The organism is Chryseobacterium sp. CH21 (assembly GCF_004119445.1).
Classification (GTDB): Bacteria; Bacteroidota; Bacteroidia; order Flavobacteriales; family Weeksellaceae; genus Chryseobacterium.
The window spans coordinates 41,523-55,538 of sequence record NZ_QICI01000054.1 but is presented as its reverse complement, the minus strand read 5'-3'; the positions used below and the strand labels follow the sequence as shown (position 1 = coordinate 55,538).

Below are 14,016 nucleotides of genomic sequence, written 5' to 3'. Positions count from 1 at the left end.
TCCCGCAAAGGAAACTGCCTGGATAATGCGGTAATAGAAAACTTCTTTGGAACTTTAAAATCTGAAATGTTCTATACTAAGAAATTTAAAACCATTGATGAGCTCAAAAAAGAAATAAAGAAGTATATCAATTACTATAATAACGACAGGATAAGACTTAATCTAAAAGGAAAGAGTCCCGTACAGTACAGAACTCTTTCATATAATAATATTGTTTAATTTTGTCTAAACTTTTGGGTGCAGTCTATCAATGAGCGGATTTTTTTATTTTGATACTGTATGTTTTTAATTAATCTCCATCTGAAAACATTGAGTTGGCCAGAGAGGTTACGACTGATAACAATATACTGAAGATGAATGCCCACCAAAAGCCATCTACCACCATACTGTCTATGAAATAATCTGCAATCAGGACGATTCCGGCATTGATTACCAAAGCAAAGAATCCTAAGGTAAGAATGGTCAGCGGAAGACCAAACAGGCTTAAAATAGGCTTTACAAATATGTTAAGAACCCCAAGTACAATAGCAAATATAATGGCTGAAGAAAATCCTTCAAAATGTACTCCCGGTAAGATTGTAGTTAAAAGATAAGCAACAATTGCTGTTATCAATAATCGGATAATTAAGTTCATTGAGTTATTTTTTAATGTTTATGGAGTATAAGGAGCAAAAGCCATTCCATTCCGGAAAAAAGAATTTCTTTAAAACCCTTTATTTAAGGAATATTTTATCTTTTATTTCCCTTAATATCTTATTTTATTTTCATCATGGTTACTAATGAAGTGGCTACATGACTTTCAGAATCAGAACCTTCGCTCTGAACGTAGATTTCCGTTCTCACCACAACAATTTTCCCTCCACCTTTGATGACATAGGATTTTGAAACCAAGGCATCTCCCATGGCAGGGCGAAGATAATTCACTTTCAGCTCCACGGTCACTACATAACAGTCTTCCGGATAGTGGCTCACAGCTGCATACCCTGAAGAAACATCTACCAAAGAGGCAATCATTGCACCATTGAACATTCCTGCTTTTCTGGTCATCATTTCCATTTTAGGAATCTTCATCGATATAAAATCGGTTTCTACTTCCAGCAGTTCTGCTTTATAGAACTGTAAGGTTTCCGAGCGGCCAAAGCTGTCTGTAATGAGTTTCTTTTTTTCTGGTGTCATGAATTTTATTTTAAACAAAGGTAAGTGCTATAGCGTTTTTGATCTCAATAATCCTAAAAATTTTTATAAAAAAACCGTTTCATCCCTCATGAAACGGTTAAGTTCAGGTTTTGAAGCCTGCTTACACAACAAGTGTTAATTTTTCTGATGAATCAGATGCTTTCAGATGATGATCTTCTTTAATCATATCAGCAGCTTTTTCACCAATCATAATGGTAGGCGCATTGGTATTTCCGGAAACCACATCCGGCATAATGGATGCATCGGCTACCCTTAATCCTTTTATTCCATATACTTTCAGTCTTGGATCCACTACAGACTGGCTATCGGTACCCATTTTACAGGTTCCAGTCATATGATGGTAAGTGGAACATGATTGTTTGATATAATCAATTACTTCTTCTTTTGTTTTTCCTTCTCCGGGATAGATTTCACCGTCATTCCATTCTTTCATTGCTTCTGTTTTTCCCATTTCACGGCATATTTCAACGCATTGATAAAGTGCCTCCAGATCAGATTCTTCAGAAAGATACATGGGATTGATTTCTGGTGATACAGCAGGATCAGAAGAAGTCAGTTTGATATATCCTTTACTGGCAGGTCTGATAAATCCGGCACAGAATGTAAAAGCGTTTTCTGGCCCTGTGAATCCAGAGCTATAGTAAGGAAGTCCCATAAATAAAGGCTGCAGATCCGGGAAAGCCATTTCTTCTTTGCTTTTCCAAAATAACTGAGCTTCCAATAGATTGGCTTGTGGGGCCGGGATCTCTTTTTTAGCTTTAAAAATAACACTGGTTAAAAGGTGATCCTGAAGATTTTTTCCAACTCCTTTCAGGTCTTTTACCACGGTGATTCCTACAGATTCCAGTTCTTGCTTTTCGCCAATTCCTGAGAGCATCAGAAGTTTGGCAGATTCTATCGTTCCACAGGATACAATCACTTCTTTTTCAGCTTCTGCTTCTACTAATTCACCATCTTTTAAATATTGGACTCCAATACATTCATCTCCTTCAAAAATTAATTTCTGAGCTATAGCATTGGTATGAATGTGCAGATTGGTACGTGATTTCACAGGATCTAAGAAAGCCTTGGCTGTTGAGCATCTTTTTCCGTCTTTTCCTGCAGTCAGATGATTAAGACCAGCGCCCCAGATTTCTTTATTAAAATCATCTGTCAAAGGGTAGCCCAATTCTTTACACGCTTCAATAGCACTTATTGAAATGGCATTTGGATGTTGAATGCGGCTCACAAAAAGCGGTCCTTCTCCACCATGAGTTTCATCTCCACCACCTTCATGGGTTTCAGATTTTTTAAAGTAAGGTAAAACACTATTCCAGTCCCAGCCCAAACATCCTTTATAAGCCCAATTATCATAATCCTGCTGGTGACCTCTGATATAGATCAATCCGTTGATAGAGCTTGAACCTCCCAATGTTTTACCACGGGGCCAGTACTTTGTATTTCCTCCTGCGTATTCCTGAGGAACGGTATGATAGGCCCAGTCTCTTTCACTGTTCCACGCAGCGGGCCATCCTGACTGTTCCTGTACTTCAGGAACTTTATCATGGGGTCCTGCTTCCAGAAGGAGTACATTAATATTTTCATTTTCACTTAGTCTGTTGGCTATTACAGCTCCTGCCGAACCGGATCCGACAATTATAAAATCGTATTTCATGTGTTTTTTTATTTGTTTTATTTTTTGATACTGATTACTTTAGGAACGGTAACGGCTTTCAGTCCTTCAATTCCGAATTCTACTCCATAACCGGATTGTTTTGCACCACCAAAGGGCACAAACGGGTTAATCGCTCCATGCTGATTGATCCAGACTGTTCCTGCTTCCAGTTGCACTGCTACTTTCTGAGCTTCGTCAAGATCATCGCTCCAAACAGAAGCTCCCAGTCCGTTTTCTGAGTCGTTGGCTTTGCTGATGGCTTCTTCCAATGTTTTGTATTTAATAATTGGCAGCACCGGACCGAATTGTTCTTCGTCTACAATTCTGTCTCCGTTATCTACATTCCCAACTAAGGTTATCGGAATAAAATATCCTTCCAGATCAGGTTTTTGTCCTGTAAATATAAAGTCAGCTCCGATATTTTCAGAATCAAGAATCAGCTCCTGAATTTTATTGTACTGCATTTTATTCTGGATAGGTCCCAGAACACTGGCTTCATCTGCGCCGTTCCCCATTGGAATATTGGAAGAATAATCTGCCAAAGCCTGAACTACTTTTTCATAATCGCTTTCATGAACGTATAGTCTCTTTAAACAGGCGCAGGTTTGTCCCATATTCAGGAAAGCACCCCAGAAAATATTATCAATATGCTTTGAGACATCAAGTCCCGGCAAAATAATTCCGGCATCATTTCCTCCGCATTCAAGGGTTAAACGGGCCATATTTTGAACAGAGGCTTCAATGACTTTTTTTCCTGTAGCAATGGATCCTGTAAACATAATTTTCCCAATTTCAGGATGTGAGGTAAGATACCCTCCTACTTCTCCTCTGCCGGTAATCACCTGTAAAACATCTTCAGGAAGTACAGTATTAATCACTTTTATCAATTCTAAACTACAATAAGTAGTATATTCTGAAGGCTTGATGATCACTGTATTTCCCATTCTGAGTGAAGGAATAATCTGCCAGATGGCAATCATCAAAGGCCAGTTCCAGGGAGCAATAGCAGCCACAATTCCAATCGGGTTTCTATATAAAACATCTTTTCTGGTTTCGTCTTCAAAAACAATTTCTTCTGGTAAGTCCAGTGATGCCGGAACTTGGGTCCAGCCTACACAGGCTTGCATTTCAAAATTGGCTCCCGGACCATTAAGTGGCTTTCCCTGCTCGCGGGTGATCCATTCTGCAAGGTGTTTTGAATTTTGCTGTAAAGCTTCTGCTACTTTTAATAAAATATCTTTTCTTTCTGAATCAGGTCTTGCTGACCATAGCTTTTGGGCTTTTTTTGCTTTCTCAATTTTAGCATCAATCTCTTCACGGGAAGTATTCGCTACTTCCCCTATAACTTCTAAAGTAGAAGGGTTTAATGATAAAAATGCGGTATCTGGAGTATGGGTTTCTTTGGCTACTGATATATTTTCCATTGTTTCAAATTATTTTGTACTTTTCGTAATTCGAAAATGGCAATAACATGATATAAATCATTTATCTATTCTCTATTTTTTTAACCTAAACTCTACCTATCATGGAAAAGATCGAAGAAAGAACTGTTTTCAGCATTCCTTTTGGTGAACTGAATGTATTTGAAACAAATGTAGTTTGTCATGATTTTCATTTCTTTTTTGAAAAGCCTGTCATCACGCTTATGCTCAGTGGCAATAAGATCATCCGCAGTGAGGAAGAAACTTTTGAGTTTAATGAAAGAAGTGTATTTATTCCACCCTGCAATAAGGAATTGAGTATAGACATCCATCCTGTTTTCAAAGAACCCACCAAATGTCTCGTATTAAATATTGAACAGGAATATATTGACAGTGTATTCTCTGAGGTTATTGAGAACTGGCATCCGGAATGGGACCGAACGGGAATTATGATGAAAGAGAATGCAGTGAAAAAGTTTGTAAGCTCAGATGAATCTTTGTGGAGAAGCCTTACCAATCTTTATAACAGAAGAATTGACGGAAGTCTCCATGGTACTTCAGATTTTCTTTTAAGCTTAAGCCTTAAAGAACTTATTTATGAGTTAATGAAGACCAATGCAAAACATATTCTTTTGTATTCCGACAAGACTGGAAATGGGCAGAGTGGATTGCAGGAAGTCGTTCATTTTATTAAGAACAACTACAAAGAGCCGATTACAATTAAGAAACTTGCAATGACTGCAGGAATGAGTGAAGCCAATTTGTTTAAGAAGTTTAAGCATTCTTACAACTGTACTCCGGTAGAATATATTATCCAGCTGAGAATAGAACATGCCAAGCAGCTTTTGATCAGCAACCCTGAAATCGGGATTAAAAATATATGCTTCGAATCGGGTTTTAATACGCTGGAATATTTTTATAGAAAATTCACCCAAATCACCGGAAAATCTCCGAAGAAATTTAAAATAGATTGATAAGGGGCAGAAGCTGGAAGCGAGAAGATGAAGTTACTACCATTCTTTTTATTGATGGTAGTTATCCTTATTAAATAAAGTAATTATCTTATGTACTGTAAAAAAGCATTCATTGTTTTAAGTTTTCTGTTATGCTGTATTTTTCATGCGCAGACGCTGCATTTGTATGGCGGTGCAGATCAGAATCAATATCTGGGATGCTTAAACTGTGATAATTTTGATAAAAATTCGATATGGAATAAGTTCAGTGATTATGGAAATGTCTTTAGTTCAAAATCTATCTGGAACACTTATGGAAATTACGGAGGTACATACAGTGCATATTCTCCATGGAATGCTTATGCTTCTTATCCTCCGGCAATTCTGGATCAGGATGGTAATTTCTTTGGGTTTCTTACGTTGAATCCTTATAAGTCCGACAGGTCTGAACTGGAACTGGCTATGATTTTATGCAAGCATCATGAGGAAATTAAGAAGGATGTTGCGAGTTGGTATGAGAGATTGTTCCGGTAAAACACCCCGTCAAGAATTCGCAGAAAAATGTAAGTCCGGATTCCTGCGGAATCTATGCATAGATGGGTTGGAAAACGCAAAGACGCAAGTTATTTCCTAAGCTTTATGTTTTAAGGCGCTAAGATTTTATCTCCGATAAAATAGCTTACTGTTACATAGTAGCTAGAAAATTAAAAGACGGGATTCTTTCAGAATAACAAATATAACGCTTAGTTTATCCGTACAGTTTGTCACTCCGTAGGAATCCAAATATGATATAATCTATACGTTTGGATAGCAGTCAAAAGACCACGGGTTCGAATCCCGTATTCTCCACTTGATAATTTTAATTAACTTATTTTTCCAGATAATAATTGACGATTTGGGTCCAAATATACTATTGATTAGCTCAGCTGAATCTGAAAGTCATCGCTTAAGCTCAAAACACCTTCTGTAAGAGCTTCCGGATGAGTGGCAAAGCCTTTCAACTTTGAAGTTTTTCCTTTTAACACCAGATCTAAAAGCTGTTTATCTGATAATTTTTTACCAAAAATTTCGAATGTAATTTTAAAGCCACAGTTTTTAAAATCGGAACAGCCTACGGCAGTTTTTCCTTTGATCAGATTGTGTTCTTTACATTTCGGGCATTTCGTTTCTTCCCAGGACTGAAGTTCTTTTTTCTGTGCAGGTTCTCTTTTTTTCTTCTCCTTTACTTCTTCTTTTTCTTCTTCCTGAAGGGTAATTACTTTTCCTTTCCCGTACACCACTTTTTCCGTAAGTTCTGTAACCATCTGAATGAGTTCTTCTTTGAAAAGATTGGCTTCATACTCTCCTTTTTCAATTTTACGAAGTTTTGATTCCCATTCTCCAGTCAATTCCGGGCTTTTCAACAACTCATCTTCAATGGTATCGATTAGCTGAATTCCGGTTTGGGTAGCGATGAGGTTTTTCCTTTTCTTCTCGATGTATTTTCTTTTGAAAAGGGTTTCGATGATGTTGGCACGGGTAGATGGTCTTCCGATCCCGTTGTTCTTCAGCATTTCACGCAGTTCTTCATCTTCTACCTGTTTTCCGGCAGTTTCCATGGCTCTCAGCAGTGTTGCTTCGGTGTAAGGTTTTGGAGGTGTTGTTTTTCCCTGGTGGGTCATTGGATCGTGGGGCCCGGTTTCTCCTACAGTAAATTCCGGGATGGTTTGTTCTTCCTCTTTTTCTTTTTCCTTATCGGTGGATTCTTCTTTGGGTTCTTTGGCGTAAACGGCTCTCCATCCTGCTTCAAGAACCTGTCTTCCGCTGGTTTTGAAAGGAATAGTTCCCACTTTTCCTTCTACCAAAGTATTGGAAATTTTACATTCCGGATAGAATACAGCAATGAAGCGTTTTGCAATCAGATCATAAATCAGTTTTTCTTCCCTGCTCAGATTCTGAGAAGGTGGAATTTCTGTAGGAATGATCGCATGGTGATCGGTTACTTTTGTATCATCGAAAACGGCTTTTGATTTCGGAATCGGAGCTTCCAATAATGGTGCAATCAAGTCCTGATAAGGATACATTTTTTGAAGAATACCCGTTATTTTCGGATATAAACTCTCGGATAGATAAGTTGTATCAACACGAGGGTAGGTAACGTGTTTCTTTTCGTAAAGACTCTGGATATAATTCAAGGTATTTTCGGCTGAATATCCGTATTTTTTATTGGCTTCTACCTGAAGACCTGTCAAATCGAAAAGTCGTGGATTTTTTTCTTTTCCTTCTTTAATTTCGAAAGAAACGATTTCAAATGGATTTACTTTAAGATATTCCAGTCCTTTTTCTGCACGTTCCAACGTTTTTAAACGATCAATCGCTGCATTGAAAATAACGTCACGGTATTTGGTTTTCAGTTCCCAATATTCTTCTGTAGTAAAGGCATCAATTTCTTTCTGACGCTGTACCAGCATCGCCAATGTAGGAGTCTGCACTCTTCCAATGGAAAGAACCGCTTTATTCCCTCCAAATTTCTTAGTGAAAAGTCTGGTTGCATTGATTCCCAATAACCAGTCTCCTATAGCTCTGGCATTTCCGGCCAGATACAGATTTTTATAATCTTCTGCTGGTTTTAAGCTCGCAAATCCTTCTTTAATGGCATCTTCCGTTAATGAAGAAATCCATAAACGCTGAATCGGTTTGTTGCATTTTGCTTTCTGCAATACCCAACGCTGAATGAGTTCTCCCTCCTGCCCGGCATCCCCGCAGTTAATGACCTCATCACATTCTTCGACCAGTCTTTCAATCACTTTAAACTGATTTTCAACACCTTTATTCGGGATCAACTTGATCCCAAAACTGTTGGGAATAATCGGCAGTGAAAAAAGATTCCAGGATTTGAACTGTGGACCGTAGTCGTGGGGTTCTTTCAGGGTACAAAGATGTCCGAACGTCCATGTTACGCAATAGCCGTTTCCTTCCATATAGCCTTGCTTAGGCGTGGTAGCGCCCAATACTTTGGCGATATCTCTGGCAACACTGGGTTTCTCGGCAATACATAATTTCATGAACTCGGGTTTATTGAAGGAGTGCAAAAATCGGGATTTTTTTTGACTTTTCAAATTTCGTTGAGGATTGGGGGCTTAGAGTTGAGAAAGAGTGAATTAAGTTTTGTATTCTAAAGATATAAATTTTTACAATATATTTTATCAATTTATTTAAACGCAAAGTTTTCATTGTCAACTATGCATATTTTAAGTAGGCTAAGATTTGAATCAACAAGTTTATTCGATGAAGCTTCTTCCTAAAATAAATTTATATGCTTTTAATTCTTTATGTTTTAATCTTAATTCAAAATTAGCACCTTTATAAAATATGACCGATGATCTATGATAAGTTCGGAAGTACTCCTTCTATTTTCTCACGCATTCCTTCGTATTGAACGGGAAGTTTCAGGTTGGTTCCCAATTCATTCAATGGTTCATCCACAGTGAATCCCAGATTATCTGTTGCTATTTCAAATAGAACACCTCCCGGTTCACGGAAATACAGTGAGTAGAAATAATCTCTGTTGATCTTCGGAGTGATGCTTAGTCCTGCAGATAAAGCTTTCTCACGATATTCCATCAACACATTATCATCTTTTACTCTGAATGCAATGTGGTGATTGGTTCCTGCTGCATTTCTACCTGCCGGAATGGTATCGTTTTCAATAATATCAACAATATTAGCCGTATCAATGGCATCTGTTGCCAATCTATATCTTTCCCCCTCGTGTTTCTGTAAATCATATCCTAAAATATCTGTCAGAACTTTGATGGTAGGATCAGCTTTCTTTAGAGTTAAAGTTACATTATAAAAACCTTTTAATGCGTTTTCATCTTTTATATCATCTGTTGTCCATACTTTTCTGTTGTCTTGAGTGGATGGCTCTATCAACTGTAACTGAAGTCCATCCGGATCTTTAAAAGAAATCATTTTTTCTCCAAATATTTCCCCTTCTTCTGTAGCAACATTCAAACTCTGCAAATGATTTTTCCAGAAGTCAAGACTTCCTTTGGGTACTGAATATCCGATGTGAGTCGCCATTCCGCTTCCATTAGTCCCCTTTCCTATTCCTTCCCATGGAAAGAAAGTAAGAATTGTTCCCGGAGTTCCGTTTTCGTTTCCGAAGTAGAAATGATACGTTCCCGGATCGTCAAAATTTACCGTTTTCTTTACCAGTCTCACTCCTAAAACTTTGGTATAAAAATCTAAATTTCTTTTGGCATTGTCTGCAATAGCAGTAATATGATGCAGACCTAATATTCTCTTGTCCATGTCTTTAATTTTGATGCTAAATTACAGTGAACGGAAATCCTGCACATTTAACTAGTTTAATAAATGTGAAAGCTCCATTTCGGGCAAAATCTTCAGTCCAGATTTGCATAATTATCAAAAAATTCAATTTATTTTATGTTTTTCACAACACCATAAACCATTCAATTTCTACATTATTTGAAGTAAAAAGCATAAAACATTGATAAACAGTTTTAAATAAGCAAAAATTAAAAACACATAAACAACTCAAATACAATCAATTAATTCATTAACGATAATTTAATATTCAAAAAGCCTACTTTTTTAGTGGACTAATAAAAATTATATTATATATTTGCAAACGTATTCAGGAAATAAAACAAAATGAAGGCAGAATTAAAATATAATTCAATAAAGAAACACACCATCAAAAATATGATGAAGGATATCTGTATGCCTATACATCAAGAATACTGTGGTTGACCTTACTTTTATTTAGATATATTTTCAAAGGCTTTACCACGTGGTAGAGCCTTTTTTCATTGAACACAACAACATTAAAAAAATAAAAATGAGCAATTCTAAAAACAAATGGTTAATTCCATTGGCGTTTACAAACATCTATGTGATATGGGGAATTACGTTTTTAGCTATTTCATTTGGCTTAAAAGGTTTTCCGCCATTCATCCTTTCGGGATTAAGATTTCTGGTTGCCGGAATTCTGATGATCAGTTATCTTCTTTCTAAAGGAGAAAAAGCAAATTCTCTGATCAACTGGAAGAAAAATGCCATTACCGGCATTCTTATTCTTACCGGAGGAACCGGACTTGTAGCCTGGGGAGAACAATATGTAACGGCTTCTGAGGCGGCTATTTCGATTGCAACCGGCCCCTTCTGGTTCATTGCTATTGATAAAAAGAACTGGAAATATTATTTTTCGGATAAATTCATTCCCATAGGATTGGTGATTGGTTTCGTAGGATTAGTTATGTTTCTAAAAGGAAGTGTAAACTCAAATGCTCATGCAATGGCAGACGGAAACCTACGGATTACAGCATTTATCGTTTTAGGATTAAGCTCCATCGCCTGGGTATTGGGTTCTTTATATTCAAAGAAAAATCCGGCTTCTCAATCTACGTTTATGAACATTGCACAACAGCTTATCGTAGCTGGATTAGCTTCTTTTTTAATCGCTTTTTTCAGAAAAGAATGGACTGATTTTTCAGTTTCTGCTGTTCCGTTATCGGCATGGTTTGGGGTTCTATTTTTGATCTTCTTTGGATCGATAGTCGCTTATTTGTCGTACATTTGGCTTCTGTCCGTAAAACCCGCTGCCTTGGTAAGCACCCATACCTACATCAATCCTATTGTAACAGTGATTGCAGGCTGGATTGTTGCCAACCAAAGCATCAATGGAGGTCAGCTGTATGGTTTATTCATCATATTGCTGGGAGTACTTCTAACCAATGTCACCAAGTATTTCAGGCTTTCAAAACGGTCCAAGGTCAAAATCAGAAGAGTAAGAAGATTTTTTAACAGAACAGGCAGACGATATCAGCCTATTTAAAAAAGTATATAAAATCAGAATGATAGAAATCAGAAACATATCAAAGACATTTCATCAGAAAAAACAGTCTTTCAAAGCACTGGATAAGGTGAGTCTTACTATAGAAAAAGGAGATATCGTAGGAATCATAGGATTTTCGGGTGCCGGAAAAAGTACCCTGATCCGTACCGTTAATCTATTGGAAAGACCAGATGAAGGACAGATTATTATTAATGAAAAGGATTTTACCAAGCTTAGCTCCAAACAACTGGCTGACGAACGTAAAAAAATAGGAATGATCTTTCAGCATTTCAATCTTCTTTCTTCGAGAACTGTTTTTGATAATGTAGCCTTACCTCTGGAACTGGATCATACCAGCAAAGACGAAATCAACAGAAAAGTAAACGAATTGCTGAAGATTGTAGGACTCGAAGATAAAGCCAATGATTATCCCAAAAGCCTTTCAGGTGGACAAAAACAAAGAGTAGCTATTGCCAGGGCTTTGGCCAATGATCCTCACCTTCTGCTTTGTGATGAGGCAACCAGCGCACTGGATCCGGCTACCACACAGTCAATTTTACAGCTTTTAAGAGATATCAATCAAAGACTGGGAATTACCATCCTTTTAATTACCCACGAAATGGAAGTCATCAAAGCGGTCTGCAACCATGTTGCTGTGATCAACAAAGGAAAATTATTAACAAAAGGAACTGTAAGCGAGATTATTTCGGACAAAGAAAACCCGATCATCCGCCAGTTCATCAATTCAGATATTATGACCCTGCCACAGGAACTCATCAACAGACTGCAGAAAGAACCTAAAGAAGGTTTATTTCCGCTGGTAGAAATAGAACTTAACGAACACATTAGTGTTGAACAAATACTTTCAACACTCTATAACCAATATAAAATCCCTTATAAATTGTTAAAGGCAGATGTAGAATATTTTGGAAATTCCAATTTTGGTAAACTACTTTTGCAACTTCAGGGTGAAGCTGAAGAAAACCAACAGGCGATCTATTTTTTCAACCAAAATAAAATTCAAAATACAGTAAAAGGATATGCTTAGTGATACAGTAATTGCCCTTTTGGCAAAAGGAACCTGGGAAACGGTTTACATGACATTTTTATCCGGATTTTTTGGATTCGTATTGGGACTTCCGGTTGGGATTATGCTGTTTTTAACCCGAAAAGATCAACTGTTGGAAAATCCATATTATCATAGAGGATTGTCTATTTTGGTTAATATTTTCCGCGCCATTCCTTTCATTATTTTAATTGTATGGATGATTCCTTTCACCAGAATTCTGGCAGGAACTTCTATTGGAGTGAACGCTGCTTTGGTTCCTCTAAGTGTGGGAGCTGCCCCTTTTATTGCAAGACTTGTAGAGAACAGCCTTATTGAGGTTCCTCATGGTCTTATCGAAACAGCCAGAGCATTGGGAGCTTCACCATTACAGATTATCAGAAAAGTATTGCTTCCTGAGGCACTTCCTTCATTAATCAATAATGCTACTATCACTTTGATTACTTTGGTAGGTTACTCTGCAATGGGTGGTGCTGTAGGAGCTGGCGGACTTGGACAGGTAGGTTACCAGTACGGATATATCGGGTATGATATTGTTATTATGAATACCGTTTTAATTTTGCTTGTTCTTTTGGTGTTTATCATCCAGTTTATGGGAGACAGATTGTCAAAAAGATTTGATCACAGGTAGTTTTGAGTGAGAGGGTTTGAGAGTTGGAGAGTCTGAGTATTTGAGATTCGGGGTACGAGTTTCGGGATATAGGGATGGAAAATGTAAAAACTTTTGGCTCTTTCGCTTCAATAGTATTTAAATAAAAAATAGAATGAAAAAAATAAAGATTTTTGGTGTATTGGCTGCAGGAATTTTGTTATTCAGTGCCTGCTCGGGAAGAAAAGATGATCCGAATTTTATCCGCGTAGGAATTACTTACGGACCGGAACAGGAAATTGCTGAAGTGGCAAAAAAGTAGCTAAAGACAAATACAATCTGGAAGTAGAACTCATTCCTTTCAATGATTATGTAGTTCCCAATGAAGCTTTGACCAACGGAGATATTGATGCCAATGCTTTTCAGCATATTCCTTATTTAACGGAGCAGTCAAAGCAGAGAGGCTACAACCTTGTACCTGTAGGAAATACATTTGTTTACCCTATTGTAGCTTATTCAAAAAAGATTAAAAATATCAGCCAGTTACAGGAAGGTAATACCATTGTCATTCCCAATGACCCTACCAACGGAGGACGTTCTTTACTTCTTCTGCAGAAAAGTGGTTTGCTGAAATTAAAAGCTGGTGTAGGGCTCCTTCCTAAAGTCACTGACATTACAGAAAACCCGAAACAACTGAAAATTATGGAAATTGAAGGCGCTCAGATTCCACGAGTTTTGGAAGACAGGGACGTTGTTGTAGGGATTATCAATAACAATTTTGCTGCTCAGGCAGGCTTGGATCAGGAAAAGCAAGGTGTTCTTGTAGAAGACAAAGATTCACCGTATGTAAATGTGGTAGTTGCCAGACAGGACAATAAAAACAGCCAGAAAGTAAAAAACTTTGTAAAAGCCTACCAGTCTCCGGAAGTGGAAAAGAAAGCCAAAGAAATTTTCAAAGGAGGAGCAGTGAAAGGATGGGATTGATGTGTGTTGGAGGGTTTGAAAGTTAGTGAATAAGAGGGTTTGAGTGTCAGAGTGTAGATTTCCTTCGGAATGGACAAACTACACGCTGTACCTATTATACTTCCGCCTTGTCATTTCGTAGGAATCTAGACACTATTAGGAGTGTTGGAGGGTTTGAAAGTTTTAGAGTTTTTACAGTGAAAGAATCTAGTTTTGGGTTTGGGATTTTGAGATAGGAGATTTCCGGATTCGGATTTTCGCTTTTCACTCGCTAGATTCTCTACACTTTTTTCGCCATTCCAGATAAAATATTTACTCATAAGCTGTCTGC

At 37.5% G+C, this 14,016-nt stretch carries 12 protein-coding genes and 1 pseudogene; 7 read left to right on the top strand and 6 right to left on the bottom strand.

Features of this window, described 5'->3' with window-relative positions; genetic code table 11:
• Positions 1-219 (top strand): IS3 family transposase (locus BOQ62_RS11835; RefSeq protein WP_164976702.1); only part of this gene is annotated, 219 nt, incomplete at its 5' end.
• Positions 220-289: 70 nt separating this feature from the next.
• On the opposite strand, the gene BOQ62_RS11830 is transcribed toward BOQ62_RS11835, so the two are convergent.
• The 4 genes from BOQ62_RS11830 to BOQ62_RS11815 form a co-directional block, all read right to left on the bottom strand.
• On the bottom strand, positions 290-634 hold the full coding sequence (locus tag BOQ62_RS11830; protein ID WP_129039721.1) for a phage holin family protein: 345 nt from the start codon (positions 632-634) through the stop codon (positions 290-292).
• 119 nt (positions 635-753) lie between these two features.
• The gene (locus tag BOQ62_RS11825) at positions 754-1,176 is read right to left on the bottom strand and encodes a PaaI family thioesterase (RefSeq protein WP_129039719.1); all 423 of its coding nucleotides are present in this window, start codon (positions 1,174-1,176) and stop codon (positions 754-756) included.
• Positions 1,177-1,297: 121 nt separating this feature from the next.
• Complete coding sequence (locus BOQ62_RS11820; RefSeq protein ID WP_129039717.1) at positions 1,298-2,851, bottom strand: GMC family oxidoreductase; 1,554 nt, start codon at positions 2,849-2,851, stop codon at positions 1,298-1,300.
• Between the two features lie 17 nt (positions 2,852-2,868).
• A complete protein-coding gene (locus BOQ62_RS11815) occupies positions 2,869-4,275 on the bottom strand; it encodes an aldehyde dehydrogenase family protein (RefSeq protein WP_129039715.1) in 1,407 nt (468 codons plus the stop codon).
• A 101-nt stretch (positions 4,276-4,376) separates the two neighbouring features.
• Between BOQ62_RS11815 and BOQ62_RS11810 the strand changes: the two genes are divergently transcribed.
• Both BOQ62_RS11810 and BOQ62_RS11805 read left to right on the top strand, forming a co-directional pair.
• Entirely contained in the window at positions 4,377-5,246 is an 870-nt protein-coding gene (locus BOQ62_RS11810) for a helix-turn-helix domain-containing protein (protein ID WP_129039713.1), read from the top strand.
• 90 nt (positions 5,247-5,336) lie between these two features.
• Complete coding sequence (locus BOQ62_RS11805) at positions 5,337-5,759, top strand: hypothetical protein (RefSeq protein WP_129039711.1); 423 nt, start codon at positions 5,337-5,339, stop codon at positions 5,757-5,759.
• A gap of 383 nt (positions 5,760-6,142) precedes the next feature.
• Here the strand turns inward: BOQ62_RS11805 and BOQ62_RS11800 are convergent, their stop codons facing one another.
• Both BOQ62_RS11800 and BOQ62_RS11795 read right to left on the bottom strand, forming a co-directional pair.
• Positions 6,143-8,269, bottom strand: coding sequence for a type IA DNA topoisomerase (locus tag BOQ62_RS11800; protein WP_129039709.1), 2,127 nt, complete (start codon positions 8,267-8,269; stop codon positions 6,143-6,145).
• 319 nt (positions 8,270-8,588) lie between these two features.
• The gene (locus BOQ62_RS11795; RefSeq protein ID WP_129039707.1) at positions 8,589-9,521 is read right to left on the bottom strand and encodes a ring-cleaving dioxygenase; all 933 of its coding nucleotides are present in this window, start codon (positions 9,519-9,521) and stop codon (positions 8,589-8,591) included.
• A 550-nt stretch (positions 9,522-10,071) separates the two neighbouring features.
• Here BOQ62_RS11795 and BOQ62_RS11790 point away from each other — a divergent pair.
• The 4 genes and pseudogenes from BOQ62_RS11790 to metQ all read left to right on the top strand — a co-directional run bounded on the left by BOQ62_RS11790 (position 10,072) and on the right by metQ (position 13,706).
• A complete protein-coding gene (locus tag BOQ62_RS11790; RefSeq protein ID WP_129039705.1) occupies positions 10,072-11,067 on the top strand; it encodes an EamA family transporter in 996 nt (331 codons plus the stop codon).
• Positions 11,068-11,086: 19 nt separating this feature from the next.
• Positions 11,087-12,115, top strand: coding sequence for a methionine ABC transporter ATP-binding protein (locus BOQ62_RS11785; RefSeq protein WP_129039703.1), 1,029 nt, complete (start codon positions 11,087-11,089; stop codon positions 12,113-12,115).
• On the top strand, positions 12,108-12,764 hold the full coding sequence (gene metI / locus BOQ62_RS11780) for a methionine ABC transporter permease MetI (protein WP_129039701.1): 657 nt from the start codon (positions 12,108-12,110) through the stop codon (positions 12,762-12,764). Before BOQ62_RS11785 ends, metI begins: the two co-directional genes overlap by 8 nt.
• 133 nt (positions 12,765-12,897) lie before the next feature.
• Positions 12,898-13,706: pseudogene (metQ, locus tag BOQ62_RS11775) on the top strand (methionine ABC transporter substrate-binding lipoprotein MetQ).
• The last annotated feature ends 310 nt before the right edge of the window (positions 13,707-14,016 follow it).